This is a genomic window from Xanthomonas sp. WHRI 10204, from assembly GCF_040202875.1.
Classification (GTDB): domain Bacteria; phylum Pseudomonadota; class Gammaproteobacteria; order Xanthomonadales; family Xanthomonadaceae; genus Xanthomonas.
Genome location: NZ_JBEGDW010000001.1, coordinates 2,046,441 through 2,064,668 on the forward strand (window position 1 = coordinate 2,046,441; position 18,228 = coordinate 2,064,668).

The 18,228-nt window shown below is 61.4% G+C and carries 19 protein-coding genes; 11 read left to right on the plus strand and 8 right to left on the minus strand.

From position 1 onward, the window contains the following. The first annotated feature begins 2 nt into the window (after positions 1-2). From ABQZ00_RS09020 to ABQZ00_RS09050, 7 genes are read left to right on the plus strand one after another with little or no spacing between them, the layout of a single operon-like run. A complete protein-coding gene (locus tag ABQZ00_RS09020; protein ID WP_323537029.1) occupies positions 3-1,121 on the plus strand; it encodes a DUF2169 family type VI secretion system accessory protein in 1,119 nt (372 codons plus the stop codon). Further along, on the plus strand, positions 1,114-2,619 hold the full coding sequence (locus ABQZ00_RS09025) for a GH-E family nuclease (protein WP_323537028.1): 1,506 nt from the start codon (positions 1,114-1,116) through the stop codon (positions 2,617-2,619). The genes ABQZ00_RS09020 and ABQZ00_RS09025 overlap by 8 nt, the downstream gene beginning before the upstream one ends. An 11-nt stretch (positions 2,620-2,630) precedes the next feature. Then, entirely contained in the window at positions 2,631-3,071 is a 441-nt protein-coding gene (locus ABQZ00_RS09030; protein ID WP_323537027.1) for a hypothetical protein, read from the plus strand. Between the two features lie 52 nt (positions 3,072-3,123). Beyond that, positions 3,124-3,564: a tetratricopeptide repeat protein gene (locus ABQZ00_RS09035; RefSeq protein WP_323537026.1), complete on the plus strand. Its 441-nt coding sequence runs from the start codon at positions 3,124-3,126 to the stop codon at positions 3,562-3,564. Then, positions 3,564-4,019, plus strand: coding sequence for a tetratricopeptide repeat protein (locus ABQZ00_RS09040; protein WP_323537025.1), 456 nt, complete (start codon positions 3,564-3,566; stop codon positions 4,017-4,019). Before ABQZ00_RS09035 ends, ABQZ00_RS09040 begins: the two co-directional genes overlap by 1 nt. A gap of 18 nt (positions 4,020-4,037) precedes the next feature. Next, on the plus strand, positions 4,038-4,595 hold the full coding sequence (locus ABQZ00_RS09045; RefSeq protein ID WP_323537024.1) for a hypothetical protein: 558 nt from the start codon (positions 4,038-4,040) through the stop codon (positions 4,593-4,595). 18 nt (positions 4,596-4,613) lie between these two features. Next, positions 4,614-5,201, plus strand: coding sequence for an AP2/ERF family transcription factor (locus ABQZ00_RS09050; protein ID WP_323537023.1), 588 nt, complete (start codon positions 4,614-4,616; stop codon positions 5,199-5,201). A gap of 34 nt (positions 5,202-5,235) precedes the next feature. On the opposite strand, the gene ABQZ00_RS09055 is transcribed toward ABQZ00_RS09050, so the two are convergent. The 3 genes from ABQZ00_RS09055 to ABQZ00_RS09065 form a co-directional block, all read right to left on the minus strand. Then, entirely contained in the window at positions 5,236-5,853 is a 618-nt protein-coding gene (locus ABQZ00_RS09055) for a hypothetical protein (RefSeq protein WP_323537022.1), read from the minus strand. Positions 5,854-6,136: 283 nt separating this feature from the next. Next, complete coding sequence (locus tag ABQZ00_RS09060; protein WP_323537021.1) at positions 6,137-6,472, minus strand: hypothetical protein; 336 nt, start codon at positions 6,470-6,472, stop codon at positions 6,137-6,139. Continuing rightward, complete coding sequence (locus ABQZ00_RS09065) at positions 6,469-7,101, minus strand: hypothetical protein (protein WP_323537020.1); 633 nt, start codon at positions 7,099-7,101, stop codon at positions 6,469-6,471. Before ABQZ00_RS09065 ends, ABQZ00_RS09060 begins: the two co-directional genes overlap by 4 nt. Positions 7,102-7,388: 287 nt before the next feature. On the opposite strand from ABQZ00_RS09065, the gene imm45 reads away from it, so the two are divergent. The 3 genes from imm45 to ABQZ00_RS09080 all read left to right on the plus strand — a co-directional run bounded on the left by imm45 (position 7,389) and on the right by ABQZ00_RS09080 (position 9,275). Further along, on the plus strand, positions 7,389-7,718 hold the full coding sequence (imm45, locus tag ABQZ00_RS09070; RefSeq protein ID WP_323537019.1) for an Imm45 family immunity protein: 330 nt from the start codon (positions 7,389-7,391) through the stop codon (positions 7,716-7,718). Positions 7,719-7,817: 99 nt separating this feature from the next. After that, positions 7,818-8,786, plus strand: coding sequence for a hypothetical protein (locus tag ABQZ00_RS09075; RefSeq protein WP_323537018.1), 969 nt, complete (start codon positions 7,818-7,820; stop codon positions 8,784-8,786). A 24-nt stretch (positions 8,787-8,810) separates the two neighbouring features. Further along, positions 8,811-9,275, plus strand: a complete 465-nt coding sequence (locus ABQZ00_RS09080; RefSeq protein WP_323537017.1) for an STY0301 family protein — start codon at positions 8,811-8,813, stop codon at positions 9,273-9,275. A 101-nt stretch (positions 9,276-9,376) separates the two neighbouring features. Here the strand turns inward: ABQZ00_RS09080 and ABQZ00_RS09085 are convergent, their stop codons facing one another. The 5 genes from ABQZ00_RS09085 to ABQZ00_RS09105 all read right to left on the minus strand — a co-directional run bounded on the left by ABQZ00_RS09085 (position 9,377) and on the right by ABQZ00_RS09105 (position 16,976). Beyond that, positions 9,377-11,422, minus strand: a complete 2,046-nt coding sequence (locus ABQZ00_RS09085; protein WP_323537016.1) for an NHL repeat-containing protein — start codon at positions 11,420-11,422, stop codon at positions 9,377-9,379. Between the two features lie 549 nt (positions 11,423-11,971). Beyond that, positions 11,972-13,867 (minus strand): MobH family relaxase, encoded by a 1,896-nt coding sequence (gene mobH, locus ABQZ00_RS09090; RefSeq protein WP_323537015.1) that lies wholly within the window; start codon positions 13,865-13,867, stop codon positions 11,972-11,974. 130 nt (positions 13,868-13,997) lie between these two features. Then, entirely contained in the window at positions 13,998-15,173 is a 1,176-nt protein-coding gene (locus ABQZ00_RS09095) for an MFS transporter (RefSeq protein WP_323537014.1), read from the minus strand. Between the two features lie 71 nt (positions 15,174-15,244). Continuing rightward, positions 15,245-16,078: a hypothetical protein gene (locus tag ABQZ00_RS09100; RefSeq protein ID WP_323537013.1), complete on the minus strand. Its 834-nt coding sequence runs from the start codon at positions 16,076-16,078 to the stop codon at positions 15,245-15,247. 175 nt (positions 16,079-16,253) lie between these two features. Then, the gene (locus tag ABQZ00_RS09105) at positions 16,254-16,976 is read right to left on the minus strand and encodes a helix-turn-helix domain-containing protein (RefSeq protein ID WP_323537012.1); all 723 of its coding nucleotides are present in this window, start codon (positions 16,974-16,976) and stop codon (positions 16,254-16,256) included. A gap of 247 nt (positions 16,977-17,223) precedes the next feature. Between ABQZ00_RS09105 and ABQZ00_RS09110 the strand changes: the two genes are divergently transcribed. Beyond that, complete coding sequence (locus tag ABQZ00_RS09110; RefSeq protein WP_323537011.1) at positions 17,224-18,213, plus strand: Bug family tripartite tricarboxylate transporter substrate binding protein; 990 nt, start codon at positions 17,224-17,226, stop codon at positions 18,211-18,213. The last annotated feature ends 15 nt before the right edge of the window (positions 18,214-18,228 follow it).

The following is an 18,228-nucleotide window of genomic DNA, read 5'->3' on the forward strand; positions in this document are numbered from 1 at the left end:
GTATGGACGTCGAAAACCACAGCCCATTCCCGCACATGGTCATCGAGAAAGCGACCACCAAGGGTCGCTATTTCGACGTCATCATCGTCGTTGGCAGTTTCTCCCTGGCGCACGGCCAACCCGCGCTGGCCATGGACGAGCAAATCCCCATCAACTGCACGGACCGCTATCTGGGCGCGCCGGAAAGTTCGCCCTTCGTAGAGGAGACCCATCTCGTCGTGGCCAAGCAGCGCACCGACATCCACGTGATCGGGCATGCGCGGTCCCCAGATGGCAAGCCGCTGCCCCAATGGCCTGTTGGGGTGCGGGTGGGGCCGGTGTCGAAGACCGCGATGGTCACTGGCATGCGCGCCTGGAACTGGATGCCTCTGCGCGGATGGCACCTCACCAAGCCGGAGCCCGCCACTGCCGTGCCTTTGCATGCGGGCATGGCGTATGGAGGCGCCATGCGGCGCGCCGGCTATCGCGGACCGCCCAGCGACGACATCCACGACGATGCTGCCTTCGACACCTACCAACCCAACCCGGTGGGCCGGGGCTATGTAGGCGACGCGGAATTGAGCCGCTCGCAGTACTACCTGGCCTCGCAAATCGAAGAGGTGCAAAAACCGCTGCGCGACATCCGCGAACGCTACGCACCGGTCTGCTTCGGCCCGGTGGCCCGCTGGAATCCACAGCGTGCGCGCCATGCCGGCACGTACGACGACGCATGGCGGGCCGAACATTTTCCGTATCTGCCGGCGGACTTCGATTTCGCCTTCTACCAGTCCGCGCAGCCCGATCTGATCGCCCCGGGCTGGCTGCAGGGTGACGAGCCCATCACCTTGGTCGGTTGTGATGTGAGCGGGCGCATCGATAGCCAACTCCCCGGCATCGACATCCTGGCAGTGCTTGGCGACAAGGATGGATTGAAGCAGCCTTTGCCGCTGCGGCTGGACACGGTCACCATCGACCTCGACACGCAATCGCTGCAATTGGTCTGGCGGCGCACCGTTCCCAAGGAGTGGGGGCTGCGCAGCGTGATGCTTGCGGCCATTCCAGCCGGGCCAGCGCAGCGCGGCGCGGCGCAGCCCATCCACATCCATCGCAACCGCCTCCCCTCGGAGGTACAGCGTGGCTGAAAAGCACATCGCGAATGTGGAGGCGCAGTGGAAGGCGGTCTGCACTACGCCGGACGTGTGCAAGGTTGGCAAGACGACCGTGCCGTTCGACAGCTACCGCGACCTGTCCAACGAACTCAAGGCCTCGCCCAACGTGTATGCACGCGGCACGCACGTCTATCGGCTGACCGACTGGGTGCGCGGCACGGACGCCAATGCGGGGCAGGGCGTGGTATCGCAGACCTCGCAGAAGCCTGGGCATGTGCAGCTGGTAGGCGACGATACCCGCGTGAAGGTCAACGGGCTGGTCTGCGCCCGCCATGACACGGTGGTGTTGATGAACGTCGGACCGGGCGGGCCCAACACCGTCGGCAAGCTTGTCACCGCCCAGGGCGCACCGGCTGGCGTCGTGGAGAAGGGGAAGCTCCCTTGCAACGATCCGCCCAAGAGCTCCCCGGAACTGGAGAAGCTTCAGCAGATCAAGCAAAAAATCAGCTTCATGGACCCGAGCCAGTTGGACGAGTTCGTCCGGTTCGGCGACCTCAGCAAGATGGCAGATGAGGGCATTGCCTCGATCGACATCAAGGACGAGGGCGGCTGGTCCACGGTAGGAAACGTGGGTGCCCAGGCGACGCGTGGCGTGCTGGGCTTCGGCAAGGACATCGCGCTAGGGCTCGGACAACTGGTCTACACGGCCGGCAAGTACGCCAATTTGCCCGGCATGGTGCATGCCAACCTGGATGCGCAGATCCTCGGCGAGCAGATTCGACTGGGCAATATCTGTCTGGAAAGCCTCAAGCAGGCTGCGAAGGCGGCAGGCCACGAACTGGCCAAGCCTGTGACGGATGCCTGGGAGAAAGGCAACTATGTCGAGGCCGTGACCCGCGCTGGGCTGGAGGTTGGAAGCCTGGTGTTGGTGGTGGGGGATGTCGCCAAGCTGGCTCAGGGGGTTAAGGCGGCCGAAGCGGCGAGCGCGGCTACCAAGGCGGCCGAGGCTTCGAAGGCTGCAGAGGCTGCGAAGGCGGCTGAGGCTGCCAAAGCCGCTGAAGCTGCCAAGGCGGCGCAGGCAGCAAAGCCTGTGGAAGTGACCAACGTCGTCACAAGTAAGGGCAAGACGGTAAAGGAGTTCTCTACTGTCAAGGCGAATGGGGTGCGGATCAAAGCGCGAAGTCTTCGTGAGCTATTCTTAGGCAAAACGCCAGGAAAAACCTCTACAACGGGAAAGAAGGTTATCGAGCGAATGGAGGGGGAAGGTAAGATTAGAAATAATCCCCGTACGGGTGAGCGCGAGTTTATGGCATCTGACGGGGACTGGTACAGTATCAAAGAGGCTGATATGGCGCACTCGCCCAAGGATGCGGTATCTTGGTGGAATGAGGAAGGTAGGAGTTTTGGTGCAAGATCGCCCGAGGTTAGAGATTTCATGAAAAATCCAGATAATTATGTGCTGGATCACATGTCCCTGAATCGATCGGCGGGCGCTAGTTTGGGTGAAACCTATTTACCTCCATTGAAGTGAAGGATCTTGTTATGCCAGCGCAAGAGTTGCCACTGGAAATTGAGCGGAAAGAGTCGGAATATGGGAAGGCCTATGGGGAGGCCATGAAGTCTCATGATTATGAGAAGGCTGAAAGGATGTTGCTGTCCTCATGGGGCGTCTACCCAGAGCCAAAGCATCTATGGAGTTCATCTAAAAGTTTGATTAAAGATATTATTAATTTCTATCTTGATCGGAAGAGTTTTCAAAGCGCGGAAAATTGGGCGGGCGAGTTATTTAAGTGCAATCTGCTTCCTAACGATCCTAAGCCTTACATCATCCTTGGAAAAATTTATTTTGAATCAGGCAGGATGGCTCTCGCAGAGGAGCAACTTGTGAAGGCTTATGAGATGGGCGGCCGAAGAGGCTACGTCGGGGAAGATCCAAAGTACATTAAATTCGTGCTGGATAATAAAAAAAAATCTGCACAATGACGCTCGCCGTTTGGTAATAATTGCTTTCTCTCTTTGAACATAGAAGGTTGTGATGCGTGTCAGCGTTTTGCCTGCCGAGGTTTACAACCAGATGGTTGTAAACGGCAAGGTATACAGGGATGCAAAAGCCTCTGGCGATTACAAGTCGGCAGAGAGTAAGCTGTTGGCGACTTGGGATGCCTTCCCCGAGCCAAAGCATCTATGGGATTCTTCTGAAAGCACAATAAAAGTCATTATCGATTTTTATATTGAAAGGCAGGATTTTACTTCCGCTGAGAAATGGGCGAAGGAGTTGTTTAAATGTGATCCTTTGCCAAACGATCCTGAGCCGTATATTATTTTGGGAAAAATCTATCTTGAGTCTGGTCGGCAAGATTTGGCTACGCATAATCTAGTCAAGGCTTATGAGGTGGGTGGCCGAAGAGGTTACGTTGGTGAAGATCAAAAATACTTGAAATATGCTCTGGACCAGATGAAAAAGGCAGGAAAGTAATGGTCGAAAAAGATTTCGACGGCGAGGGACCGCAACTACCCGATGACATCTTTGAGAAAGTCACGGCATTGTCGGAGAAGGCCAATGACGCGCTTGAAAACGGCAGGCCATCGGCCGCGATCACGCCTTTACAGCAGGCCCTTGATCTGCTGCCGGCACCCCAACACGACTGGGAGGCATGGACTTGGCTGAACGGCTCGTTGGGTGAGGCCTACTTCGATCTCGCCGATTTCAAGATGGCGCGGATCTCTTTCCAGGATGCCATGAGCGGGCCAGAAGGCACCGACAACCCCTATCTGCTGCTTCGCACGGGGCAGTCATTGCTAGAACTGGGGGAGCAGTCGCATGCCAAACGCATGCTGGCGCAAGCCCACATGCTGGCGGGCGACGAACTGTTCTCGGATGAGGATCCGAAATATCTGGCGTTCCTGCTCTCGGACAGCAATTCGGCCTGATTGTTCCAGCAGTTGCCTATGCCTTTCCGGTTTGATCCTCTTCCCGATATGTTGCTGCGCAACCTTGGCCGTTTCAGCCGCCAGGAGCCACTGCATATGGCACTGCTATCGCTCACCCCTCCTGTTGCCGAACTTCGCCAAAGTAGGGGGAACGATCCCTACCATGTCAGCATCGAGAGCTATGGGCTCGCTCTGATGCTGCAGTGCATGAACCCCAGCGCACCGGAAGACGAGCAACTCTGGGGCCTGCACGCGCTGACTTTCCATTCGGCGCTCTCGCGACCGGCGAAGCCCTGGAAAGGGGAATGGCCTCGGGGCCTTGACGCCTCCACGGCGACCGTGCGCGAGGTCGTCGCCCTGCTGGCAGAGAAGGGCGACGAGACGGTGTTGGCTTTGCCCGCGATGGCGTGTTTCCTGGTTCCGGGCTTCGATGAGCAGACATGGGCCGTGCACTGCGTGTTTGATGGACCGGGTAAGACGTTGAAGACCATGAGCCTCGTGCGCACTGGAGAGTGGGTCGGAGCGTCCTGGCTTCCTCCATTCACTGCGAAAGACAAGTTGATTCAGGGTTCCTGAGTCAGCGCCTAAGACGCAATGGCTGCATACAAAGCCGAGGCCCCGATCCGGGCCGTTGGAACCAGCGCGCCACGTTCGACTGGTGATTCCCCTTCTTTGACGGGCTCGAAGACCTATGGTCTTTCACCCCAGGTTCGCGAGGGTGAGGTCGTTGGCTGGAATGTGAACATCCGCCGACATGATCACTACTATCAGCGCGATTTTTCTGGTGTGAGACACGGCGGAGTTGACGGTGCGAAGGCGGCAGCCATGGCATACCGCGATCTAGTGGTGCAGACCGCTCCACCCATGAGCATGCGGGACTTCGCATCGATCGTCAGGACCAACAACACGTCCGGCGTTCCTGGCGTATCTCGGCGTATCGAGGGGCAGTACGTCTACTGGACCGCGATCGTGTATCTGCCAACAGGAAAAACACGCAGGCGCTCCTTCTCCGTAAAAAAATACGGCGAAGAGAACGCGCGCGCTAAAGCGATGAGCGCAAGGCAAGAATTACTGGAGGCCTTGCATGGCTGGTTGACGCCATATCCCGAGGTGGTGTCAGAGTTTCACGCATTGCCTGAAACTCACCAGGACGGTCCCAAGCCACTAGACAAGAAGGCTTGAGCACTCGGTTGGCCCGCTGCCTGAGAAGGGGCAACTATTGGCGCTGCACGTCGATTCGGTGGCGGAGATGGTCGTGGTTTGGGGGCTTCCCTAAGCGTGAGAAGAAGTCATCCAAGAACTCAGTAGCCGAGTTGATGGCCCAGGCCGCACAATCAGGCGAAAGAAAGCGTGGAATGTAGGGCGTGTAAGCGGGTAGAAACACGAACGAAGCCTCCATGCGTGGTCGAAGCGCGCTGTCATACAGGTTGTTTTGACCTACCATGTTCTCTGTGCCGGAATCCAGCCAGTCGTGTCTGTAGTGGATTAGCCGGTTCCTAAGATCGATTAACGTGTGTGCTGCTTTCCACCTTTCGTCGTCCTGTTGAATCGTGGCCATGCCAGCGTCGTCCAAAACTTCGTTGAGGCGGAGTAACGATGCAGGCACCCCACGGATGTCCTTGCGTGGTCGGCCGTCGTTCTCGGAAAGCTCGTTGGCGGTAGCGTCGATGAAGGCGCCTGCGCAAATCACGGCGCCGGAGACGTGGGCGCTCATTGCAATTGCGTTTTCTTCAGAGCCATCGAGCTCGAGCGTCGCGGCTGTCCTGGCATGGTATGCCGCCATCTGTGCATGGTGCAGGGAGAAGTAGGTCCGCAGAAGCATGCCGGTCAACATGTATCAAGTACCTTTCATGGAGAAAGTGCTGCGTTGGAGCAAATGCAGGCTGAGCATCATGGCGTAAGCCAGGACGAACTGGCAGCATCGCTGCAGGGTTTCTATTTGGATAAAAGAAGTCTTGTGCCAAAGAAGGTTAGCAGCCTACCGGTCAACCGGTCGATGATCGGTTTGGCGTGGCGTAACGCTTGCGGACGGCGTTCTCGAAGCAAGCGAAAGATTGAATAAAGCGGGTCACAACGCTGGCATCGACGTCGACATCAATGTCACCGTGCACACGGCGTCACCTTGCCGAACTCAGCACAACAAGCACCATCCCAACAATGATCAAGCTGGCAGAGAAAGTCCGTTCCCACGGCGAGCGGGTTCTAGCGCCAAGGACTGCCTGTACCAGTGCCACGAGCGCAAACACCAATCCGGCGAAGACGACGTGGTTGCCTGAGCCATGCTCGATGGCATGCGGGGGGATGGACGGGTCCATCTCGTAGATCAGGTCATCTTTCCGCCCGGTGAGTGCGATGACCGTCAGGCCGAGAAGGGACGCAGCATGGAGAACGATGCGAATCAGCCTTTTCATGGCGAACAGGTTGCGTTGGATCAGGGGCGGATCGAAGATCATGGAGATGCCAGGAAATCGAGTCCTGTCAGATCGTCGTTGATCTGAGCCACGGCCTGTCCGCGGCCCGGATACGCGCTGAACGCAATGGTCAACTTCCCATCCCTGACCGTGTAGGGGCTCAGGTCGCTGCCGCTACTGGCTGCCAGCTCGATGTTGTCCAGGCAGCTGGACACCGGCACATGTCCTTCGACCTTCGGCACGGGGCGCAGGTTCACCGCGGTCACGCTGATCTCGGCACCCGCGCCACAGTAGCCATGCCCATCGCCTGGTGATGAACGGCGTGCGGAGAAATAGAGCAGCTTGCCGTGTGCGAGATAAGGCTGCAGCTCCATTGGTAGCCAGCGGATGAGGTCCTCCGCGCCAACCCGTGCGGGATCGTAAGCGTGGGGGATGGTCTCCAGCACGGTCTTTCGTGCAGTGGGCGCCTGCAGCACGATGCGGCCGGATGCGCGCTCATACGTGAGCTTCAGCAAGCCATGCTGCGCAGTGCACAACGCCGAGTCCCCTGTTAGGGCCGGTGCCTTGTCGCACTCAGGTGACCGGTCATGGTTGACGGCGTGTGCAGCGCCTACGCTGCACATCGCGGTACCGGACAGCACAATAAGCAGCACTTTCAGGGCGGGCAGCATGGGGTAGTCTGCATCGATTCAAAGGTGCCAGTGTGCCAGCGCCACGAGGGATGGTCGAATATGCGGCGCTACACAAGACGGGGTAGGGAATGGTCCTTCCCGCTCGTCTGTTTGAAAGTATGCATGCGCTTGCACGACAGTCCCACGTCAGATCGCTGCATTCCTGCTTGCTCAGCAGTCACCAAGCCATCAATGATGGTGGACTATCTCGGCAGCACGGAATGCCTGCCTGCTTGAGCAAATGAATTGTTACTGTGACCGTGATACGGGACGTAGATGGAATAGCCATGACTTTGTTAGACACGATTAAAGACTTGGCGCGCGGCAGTGTATTGCGATGCCCGGGCTCGTTCCCCTACGAGGCGATTGTTGACTTCATGGTCGTCGAGTTTCCGATGGGGGGTGAAAGAACGTACGCACTGATGGTGGTCTCCGGTTACAAGGCCGGATTGCTCTATGTCGTACTGCCCAGCGAATCCCGTCCGGCTAACGGCGAGGGATACGCAATCGATGCCAATTGGCTGAGGAACAATTGGGCCAAGTGGGGCTACCCCGACTGCCAGCTCAGTGAAGTCCAACTGATTGAGCCATACATCTCATCGTACGTCAGTGAGTAGCAGGTACAGCATGTGATGGCTCTACGGGTTCTGCATCGCCTATCTCCGTGTTCGCACGGTCTCTGGACAGATGCCTGCGCGGTGGTCAATGGTTTCTTGTTGTTGCTCTCCATTGCACCGCTCTCCAATGCGGACCCTGCGAGTGGAACGAGCCGTCAGGTGCTGGAGTCTCTTCCCGCGGATATCGACGCGGATGGCGGACGCCGATCGATCTACGAGGTCGCTCTTGTCCCATGCGATGACGCGGCATGTCCCTTTGAGGTGCGCTTGGTCGCGAGGACATCGGAAGCAGAGCCTTTAGAAGGCCGAGCAAAATGGGGCGTTGAGAGGCATGGGCCGGTCAGGTTGACGTGGTACGCGTCGGGCGCGCCGGCATCGGGAGCCGATGCGCAGACGCATACCGCTGAACCCATCGCATTCTTCGGAGCGGCTCTGCCACGCGTCTGGACGACGGGCTTGGAGGAGGATCAGGTCGCCGTCTCCGCCGGCGCGGTGCCGCTTGAGCCGGGCAAGCAAACGGGTGCGTATGCACTGCTCGTGACGCAGACTGCGGGGTTCGAGCATCCGAAACGTCAGCACGCCCTGTTGACCGCGGTATCGGGTGATCTGAAAGTGGCGTGGTCCAAGGTCGAGCCGCAGGGCCCTCACGTGTCCTGGGTCGCGATCCCCAAGCGCCATGCCCCGGTCTACGTCTCGCTGTTCTTCTCGCCTGACGATGATGCTGCAGATGACGTGCTTGCTCGTCAGCTGAAGTGGGATACCGAACAGCAGGTGTTTTCCGAGGAACCTCCGCCGCCGCAGGTGCAGGCCGTCGTCGCAGGTTCTTACCGCACTCTGAGCGCGGCAAGGGTAGCCAGGTCCGCCTCGGACTGCCTGACTGGATACAGCGCGATCGATACCGGTCCGAATCAATGGGCGGTGCCGCATCGGTACGCGTTGATCCGGGTGACCTGGGAGCCAGCCCAGGTCGCCACGGAGACCGAGCGACTTCGCCAGTGCCGTCCAGGCGGCCCGGCGCACTCGCTTCCGCTCACGAATCTGTTGTCGTCCTCGCCCTCCAACCCATAAGCCCAACGCATCAGGAGTCATCGCGTGTCATCCAAACGTTTTTCAACCGCTGCGATCGCGGCAATGTCGTTGGCTGGGGTGCTGCTATGCGGTGCAGCGTTTGCCAAGGACACGTTGAAGTGTCCAACGACACTGGCTGTTTCAGAGACGGTCCTGCAAACCCAGGATGTACCGGAAGGAACCCAGGCCATCCTCAAGGGCGACGGGTCTTTACCATTCTTTTCCATGGGTGTCTTTTCAGGGCACCCTCGCGATTTGGCCTCGCTGATCCCTGACCGTGGCGATGAGCAGGAATCATCGGGGGTCTCAGAGGGCGTTTGGAAATTTGAGAGCAGAAATCCCTATGGAATCTACCTAGTGTGCGAATACGGCGCCCTTGGCGCGGTGCAGATCTACAAGCGCGTCGGCGACGACGTCAGGTCTTGCACGGCGACGACGCGCAAGGACCGCGACCAGCATCTGATCGACATTGATTTCGAGTGCGAATGAGCGCTAGCAAGCTCCTCGCGCTGGGGGAACGCGAGACTGCCGAATAGACGGCTGATCAGACGCGCTGGAACTCAGCGCGTCCGTGGGCTCATCGCAGCGACTCAGTCATTCGGATCGTAGGCATCCCACTGCACAGAATCGTCCGGATCGGCCCAGCCCGGCGACTGCACGACCGGCAGGCTCCACCCGCTCTGGCCGCCGAAGAAGTCGGAGGGGGTCACGCCCAGGCTGGTGAACAGGTCCTGCGTCAGCACCGTGCTCGGATAGGCGCCCACGTTCTTGGTGATGTCCCCCGGAGATCCCAGCGCGCAGCAGATGTAGTACCAGTAGACGGAGTCATAGCTGGAATCGCTCTCGTGCTTGGTCATCATCGCGTGGTTGGGCGAAGACGGTGGCTTGGGGGCCGGAAAGACATGTGGCCCGCACACCTCTTCCCCCTGCAGGATCTGCCACCCCGCCGGCATCAACGACTGGTAGAAGCTGAGCTGCCAAACCGGCGCCAAGCCCGCCAGCAGCGATGGCGTCAGCGTGTCCGGCCAGACCCAGAGGCCCTGGCTGATGGCCTGTCCCGCCAGGCTGAGCTTGCCCCAATCGGTCACGATGGCGGTCTGCTGGGTCGCGCGCTCCGCAATCGACTGGATGAAGTTGTTTGCCATGGCCTCGGCCAACTTCGCGTACGTCACCTGCAAGGTGCCGGGCGGCGCGCTCGGGCTGTTCTGCTGGATGTTGTAGTTCATCGCCGCAGCAAGTCCCGACCCGATCAGGGAGACGGCCAGCCCGTACGGCGGCGCGAACAGCGTGCCGACACGGGACAGGAAGGTCGTCATCAGCGTGGTCAGCACCACGCTCACTTCCGATCCGCCTTGCGCCTGGACGGTCAGGCCCACATTGGTGGAGACCGCCTGCAACTGGTCGGATTGAATGGTCGCCAGATCCGACGACAGTGTTCCCAACTCGACGAACAGTGCATTGACGCCGATGACCGCGGTGAGTTCCGTCATCAACTGCGCCTTGAGCGCGGTCCAATCGTCCGCTGAGACGCCGGCCGGCTGCGCCATCTGTGAGAGCTCGACCTGGTAGCTCGACAGCGGCGCGATCGTGTTGGCGTACTGGGCGCGAATGCCGCCGGAGACGGTGATGCCGAGCGTGGCATCGACGGCGGTGTACGCCGTCTTCTGTCCGGCATTCATCGCCGGCCATGGTGTGGCGGGTACGTCCAGCAGACCCAGCGTGAAGGGGGCAATGACGACGGCGAGTGGCTTGGCGATCGTTACTGCGCAGCAAAGGAACTGGGAGCCCGCAGTCCATGATTGTGGGAATTCCAAGCCGGAGACGTCCATCGTCTTCACTACGCCACCCGGCGCCGACAGCGTCAGTTCCGTCTGCGTTAGCGACCAGACCGATCCATCGGCGCAGGCGGCTATCCAACTGCCGCCAAAGTGACCCCCGTTGCTCAATGGCTTCCAGCCGCTGGCGGCCGTCCATTGCCAGAAGATCGGACCATAGCCGTCTGCCGTCGCTGCGCCAACGATCAGGTCGGCGCTGCCAGCTGAAATCGTCGTGAAAACGAGCGTGGTCTGGTCGGATTGGTTCTGGATCGTCCAACTGCTGTTGGCGTATTGATAGGGATTGCCCTGGGCGTCGAGTGCCCACAGCGTGCCATCCGTGGCCGCGGTGATGTCGGAGATCGTCACGCCATTGGGCGGAGAGCCCAGTTTCGTGACCGCGCCACTACCGTCGACCTGACCGATCCACGTGGTGCTGTCCGTCGCCACGACGTAGACGAGGTCGGCGGACACGGCGCAGATGGCACCGAAGCTCGCATCAGGGCTGGCGTAGACGGTGCTCAGGGCGGCTTTGGCGTAGTCGTAGACCTGCAACGTTCCGGTGCTGTCGCTATCTTGGTCGAGGGCCCATATCGTGCCGTCGGCCGCGGCCGAGATGGTCCCGACCGAGAAATTCAAACCCGGGAGCACGGCCGCCGGGCCGCTGGCGAAGGTGATGGTGGGAGGGAGCGTGCTGCCCGCCGCTGCCAAGGAAGCGCCAGTTCCCAGAGGCTTCGGCTGGAGATGCTTGAGCGCGACGGGGAGGAGGGGCGATTGGGAGGCGTCAGCGCCATTGGGGCGCAATGGAATGAATCGAGTCATGGGGTCGTCGGCCCTCCTTGGGCGCGGTTGCGGCTGGTCGCCATTGTGATCGGTGAATTCCCGTTCGTTACCCGCCACGACATGATCGCCAAGCGACGGATTCTTGAATAGATTGTTGAGAGCCCATGATGAGGCAGTCGTCTAGTTCCGAGGGCGCGACCTGATTCGAATCATCGGCTTTTGATGCCTCACGATCCCCATGCCTACTGAGAGAAATGGCCATGCGGCCGAAATCAGGCATGCGTGCGATCGACCCTACAAAGCAGTCAGTGACTTCTTACAAGCCGGTCAGGGGTGACCCGATGGAAGCGCTCGATGGTCCGCGGCAATCTATGGATGTCGGATGGGCCGCTACAGTCCGCAGCTCGGTGACGAGGTCCGAGCAGGCCGACAAAAAAACCAGCAACGTCCGGGCCGATGGCTATCCACCGGGCGGGCCAGGTAGGGATACCTTGGCTGCTGGTCCCTTTTATAGCCGGACCGGCGCAAGGCCGCTATCGCGCATCCTGACTGAGCGTGCTGCCATCGAATGGCTGCGTGTTGAAAGCGTCAGTCGTCGACGGCCACTTCGCCCCGATCTGCCTTCGGTATCGGCGTCGCGTCCTTCAAGACGAGATATGGATTGGCAGGCAGGGGCTGCGGCAGGACCAGCAAAGGGTTGATAAGCAGATAGCCATGCAGTCTGCGCGTTTTGCGAGGCCCGGCAACCTCGCATGTCCAGATATTCAGTCCATCGTGCTGCTTGCGATGCACGCGCAGTTTTTCGAACTGCTTTTGTACCCATTGCCACTCGGGAAGTTTTTCTTGCTTGGCTAACGCGACGACCTCGGGATGCTCCTGTGCATAGCGCTGAAAAACACCTGGACTGACCAAGTAAGCAGTGTCTGCAACCGTATGCACCAGCGCCTTGGCATCGTTGATGATGAGACGGCGACTCACGATGCTGTTCCGTAGCCAGTCCAGGAAATGCCTGCCCGATGGCGCGGCTTGCGCATCAGCGGGAAGACGCACGCGGTCGGTGGTGGATGCCCTGACTCCACCGTGCGGAGTGATAGCCGGCGCGTTAGTTTCGATCGGCGTCGGCGACATGTCGTCTTGCGTTTCTGCTTCTGGCTGCAGCAGTGCCAGCATTGCCTCGATCCCATCGTGCGGCGGTGGAGCGTCTGGAAAGGGGAAGGATGCGGCGGTGTGCGGAAGGGCAACGGCTTCGCCTTCGGGTGCATGCGGCGATATCGAATGTCTCGGAGGATCGCCCGCTGCCACCGGTGCCTGATCGTCCTTCATATCGGCCGCCACCACCGTCACTTGGCCATGGAAGGGTTCCGGCCGCTCGGAGGCATCCCAGATCAGGGCAGGGGAGAGGCGCAGAAACGTGAACGTATTGGACCAGCCGCCGTCGCTTCGTACCGTGGCCCGCCAGATCGCTTTGCCATCGGGTGTCGGCAACGCAATGCCATGCTCCTGCAAGACATTGAATACCGCCAGATTGCTGGTGGGGATGCCCTCCATGCCTTGCGACAGCAAGTGCGCGCGCAACTTGTCCGAGACGGTCTTGCTGACCAGCCAGAGGGCGTCCTGCGTCAGCCAACCATCGGAGGCTTCGGGCTGGTTGAGCTTCAGTTGGTCACGCAGCAGGTAGCGCAGGCCGTCGAGGAGCTTGCGCTGCAGGGCGTGGCGAGGGGCGGCCAGGGCTTTGGCGGGATCTCCGCCCAGCGATTGCGCGACCGAGGCCTGATCGGCTTGCACGATCAGTTCGCCCAGCACGCCGGCATGTTCGTGCTGACCTGCCAGGACGTAGAGCAGCGGACCCCACAGGTCCGGAAAACCGCTGAGCCAGTCCAGGATGTCCCGGTCCAGCACGCGCACGTAGAGCAACCCGGTAGCCGCGCCATGCAGGCGATATTCGCGCCCGGCGAGATAGCGGAATCGATACGGGCGCAGCAGTGGGCCGTGCCATGGATGCCATGCGCTCCCATCGCCATACTCGACCTCCAGGTCGACCGCGATCTTACCCAGATCGTGCATCAGCGCGGCGTAGGCCACGCCTGCGGTCCAGGCCTCCGCCTGGGCGGCCTGGGCCTCGGGCGTGGCGCCAGCGGGCAGCAGATGCGACTGCCGCAGCTTCAGCGCATAGGCCACAATTTCCAGGCCATGGTCCAGCATGCCGCCCGGGTACGCGTGGTGGTGGCTCTCGGAAGCCGGGAACTGTTGCACCAACTCGGCGTAGCGCTGCAGCGGCGCCCGGTAGAGATGGTCGAATTGCGCACGCGAGAGCGAGGTGCGCTGCCAGATGTGCTCGATGAGGCGCTGGCGACGGGCCGTGGCGAGCAGGGCCTGCGCCGATTGCGGCGACACGAGGCTGGAGGGGGACGCGGAGGGCGGCGTGGCCACGAGAGCCGATGCGTTTGGGCGTTTCGCCCGCGAGCGTTGGAAAAGGTTGAACATGCAGGCCCGTCGGCAGGATGGGGCTGCACCGAGATGGCGAACCCAGCCGCAGGGTGGCGCAGGTCCTTCCCTGCTGTCCGGAACCAATCGGGCACCGCGCGATGCCGATAGAGTGCGATGCACGAACGTCTCATTGCTTGGCAATGGACTGGGTTGTTCTCCCTGTCCATCCGCACAGCAGGCCAGCGATGACAGTGCTGGCTGACAATGCCCACCATGCCGGGCGATACCCGCCGATCTGATCGACGCTCCATCCGAACGCTAGCGGAGCCAGGGCGATCGACAGCTGGTTCATGGCCATGGCTGCGCCGAGTGCTCGGCCGGTCTGGTCTGCCCGCGCGGATTCCGTCAGCCAGACCACCCAGGGCCCATACCAGCCAAAGCCGAAGAAGCCCGCCGCGCAGCTCAGGCTGACCAGCCATGTCAGCGGCACCGAGGCGGGGAGCAGTGCGGCGCAGGCCATGACGGCCGCACATCCCCATGCGCATCCAGCAACGCTCATCCATCGCTGGCCGGGATGCCGATCGCTGGCGCGTGCCAGGACGATGCGGCCCACGGCTCCGGCCAGTTGCACCTGGAATAGCAGCGCGGTCGCGGTTGTCAGCGGCAGCGCGAAGACCTGGGCCATGAACAGTCCCCAGTACACGCTGATGGCCGTCTGTCCCAGGACCAGCAGGGCGCCGACTACCATGGGCAACGACGTGGCGTGCCCCGCCGGGCCGGCACGCGGGGCAGCATGCGGTGCGGCGATCGGTGCCGGGCGATGAACCCAGGCGAATGCCCCACCCGCCAGGCCCATCAGGAGCGCTGCGCTGCCCATCGCATCCATCCAGCCCCGTGCGCCGATGAGCGCAGGAAAGAGCAGCGCTGCCAGTGCTCCTCCGAGGGGCAACGCTGCTTGGCGGATGCCCATCGCCAGTCCGCGTTGCGCCGGCGGGAACCAGCCGTGGACGACCCGGCTGCCGCCCGGCTGGATGGGGCTGTAGCCCAGGCCCAGCAGCACCATCGCGGCCAGGCAGGCGGGGTAGCTGTCGGCCAGTCCCAGCAAGGCCAGGGCAACGGCCACGATGCACACGCCAGCGGCGACCGGCCAGCGCTCTCCGTGACGGTCCAGGGCGCAGCCGGCCAGCCACAGCCCGGGGATGGTGATGGCGCCGCAGAGCGTGGCCAGCAGGCCGAGCTGGGCATGGGTGAGTCCGAAACGCTGCTGCGCGAACACACCCCATGCACCGATGCTCTGTGTCCCGAGCGCCGCGCACAGCTGCACGCCCGTGGACACGGCGAGAATCTTCCAGCGGGTGTGCATGCGGGCGTTCCTCGGATGCAAGGATTTTGCGAGAACATGCCGTACATCGGGCGCTGGCGGCTGCGCCTGGATCAGGCCACCGCTTCCAGTTCGGATCGGGTGTGCGCCGCTTGCATGTGTTGCATCAGCAGGCCGTAGTGGGTCGCCATGTTCTCGATCAACTGCCGGCTCGCTTGGTATAGCAACTGCCAGTCAGGCTCCCGTTGTGCTGCGGCGAAGTAGTCCTCCATGCCGCGCACCAGAGCGGCGAAGTGTCCGCTTTCCGTGGTGCCCAGGTGATCGTGGAGGAACTGCAAATCCTCCTTGACTCCTTCCTGGCCTCGGCCCAGCCGATCACGGCGCCAAGCCACGAAACAGGGCGTGGCATAGGCAAATTCACCGTGGTTGTAGAGCTCTTCCGGCAGCGAACGGATGATGGCCACCCCGAGATCTTCTCCGTTTTCCCGGTAGCGCCGCGAGGCATTGAGATATGCCTTGGCGCCGGACATGCGGTACCGATCCAGCTTCCATTGGTCATCGCCGGTCAGGCCGGTGGCGAAGCGGTCGTACAGCAGTTGGTGGTTGGTCGTGCCGATGCCCACGTCTTCGCGCGACACCTCGGACACACGGGCCGCCGTTCGCAACAAGAGCACTTGGCGATCCTGGGATGCGTGCTCGGCTTGTTCGAGCACGCGGAAGGCCAGGGCGCAGAAACTGGCCGATCCGATCCCCGGGCTGCGCCAGTTGTGAAAGAAGATGCGCCGGGCGTCAGGATGCCAGGCCATCGTGCTGAAGGCGTCGAAAAATTCTTCGATACGTCGCAGGCTTTCGGTGCAATCGCGATAGGCGTTGCGCAGCGCCTGCTGCGCTTGCGGTGCATGGACCAAGGCGATTTCCGGTTCCACGATATCGTTGATGCGTTTCATGGGCGCTGTCCTCTGCGGTCGCGCGGAAAGTGACCACGTGGCAGCGCTCTCGGCGCCGCAGTGGCTTCCGAGCAGGGGCGCGATGGCAAACAACGGTGCGTCGGACTGCTCGCAGCCCCGACGTTATGCGTCGGCGGCTGCCGCTTGAATCAGGCTTCCCTGAAACGCTTGTGCGTTATTTCGTACGTGGTGCGCAGGCGCTGCGCTCTGTGTGCGCCCGCAACTCCGAGGCGGACATCCCGAAGGATTTCCTCATGATCCGTGCCAGGTAGGAGCCGGACTCCCAGCCCACCTGCTGCGCAATGCACAGCACCGATTCCTCGGTATTTTCCAGCAGGTACTTGGCGCGCAGCAGACGCTTGCTTTGTTGGAACTCCAGGGGCGAGTGGCCGTACTGCAGGCGGAAGTAGCGCTCGACCTGGCGGCGCGACAGCCGCTGAGTGCGCGCGAACGCATCCAGCGCGAGTGGTTGATCCAGGTCGGTTTCGATGTGGTCGGCAAGCAGGCTGGCGATATGCCGCGAAGGGTGCGGTTCGGTGTTCCAAACCGGGTGCGAACACAGTCGCGCGGCTTCCATCACCACCGCACCGCACCAAGCGGTGGTATCGATCTCGCGACCGTGTACTGCAATGTCGAGCAGGCGACGTGAGAGCGCGCCCAGTGCTGCACTTCCCGTTCGCAAGCCCTGCGAGGGTCGGACGATGGCCTGTGCTTCCAAGACAGCAGACCAAAGTTCCGGATCGACATAGATCGCGAGGTGCGTCTGCCGAAACGTCTGGGCAGATGTGGCATGGGCCGCATCTGCAGCAAGCCACAAAAAGTCGCCAGGCGACGACTGCAGGCTGCGCTCCCATGCATCCACGATCTCGAACCGTCCCTGCATCGGCACGAACAGCATGTCGCAATCGTGCGTGTGAGGTGACGCTGCATAGCCCTGCCGGTGATTCGCCACCAGCGTAGAGCCATGGCGCAACTGCTCCCGAAAGGGAGACACCCGCAATCCCTGCGGTCCCAATTCTTTTTGCATATCCATCCCTTGTCGCGATTGTGCTGAGTGATGTCGCAATCGGAGGTGCGCTCCACTCAGTGTTCGCGAAGAATTAATTGCAGCGTTTCATCCACTGCGTTTTTTTGAAAGAACTGCTATGACTCTTCGATCTCAGCGCTTTTGGCGCCTCGGCATATTGTTGGCATGCCTCGCATTGGCATCTGCTACTTCCCGCATCGCGAACGCGCAGGATTTCCCTAGCAAACCCATCACCATTGTCGTCCCGTTTCCTGCCGGCGGGGGTACGGATGTGGTTTTTCGGTCGATCTCCCCGAAACTCCAGGCCGCCCTGGGACCTGCTGCACGCATCGTCATCGACAACCGCGCCGGTGCTGGCGGAACCGTTGGCACGGCCTCCGCCGCCAAGGCCACGCCAGACGGTTACACGTTGATTGCTGCCACGACAACGACCATTGCTTCTGCCCAGGCGGTGTATCCGAAACTCGGTTACGACCCCAACGCCCTTGTGCCCATCGGCCTGCTGGGTACTACTCCTTTCGTGTTGGTCACTGCGCCAGGGTTCCCTGGGCGAACCCCGGCAGAATTCATCGCCCATGCGAAGGCCCACCCGGGCACGATCAATTACGCCAGCATCGGAAACGGCAGTGCGAGTCACTTGGTCGCGGAACTGTTCAAGCAGCGAGCAGGGGTGGAGATGACGCATGTGCCTTACCGGGGCGCCGGACCGGCGCAGACCGATCTCATGGCCGGGCAGGTGCAGGTGCTGTTCGACAACCCGACGGCGCTCGTGCAGCAGGTGCGCGCCGGGCGCATGCAGGCCCTGGCGATCACCGAGCCTTCGGCCGTGTTCCAGGACCTTCCCACCTTCGCTGCGGCGGGCATGCAGGGTTTCCGTCCCGAGCTTTGGTATGGCCTCATGGCACCGGCGGCGACACCGGAGCCGGTGATCCAGCGGCTGCACGCGGCGCTGAGCCGGGTGCTGGAGGACCGGGAAGTCCGGGCCGATCTGCTCGCCCGCGGCGTGGCTCCGGTGGCCGGAACGCCCCAGGCGTTCGCGCAGCGGATCCTTGCCGACATCGCCCTGTGGGGCGGCATCGCCCGCGCGGTCGGTGCCAAGGTGGAGTGAGCACGATGCACTCCC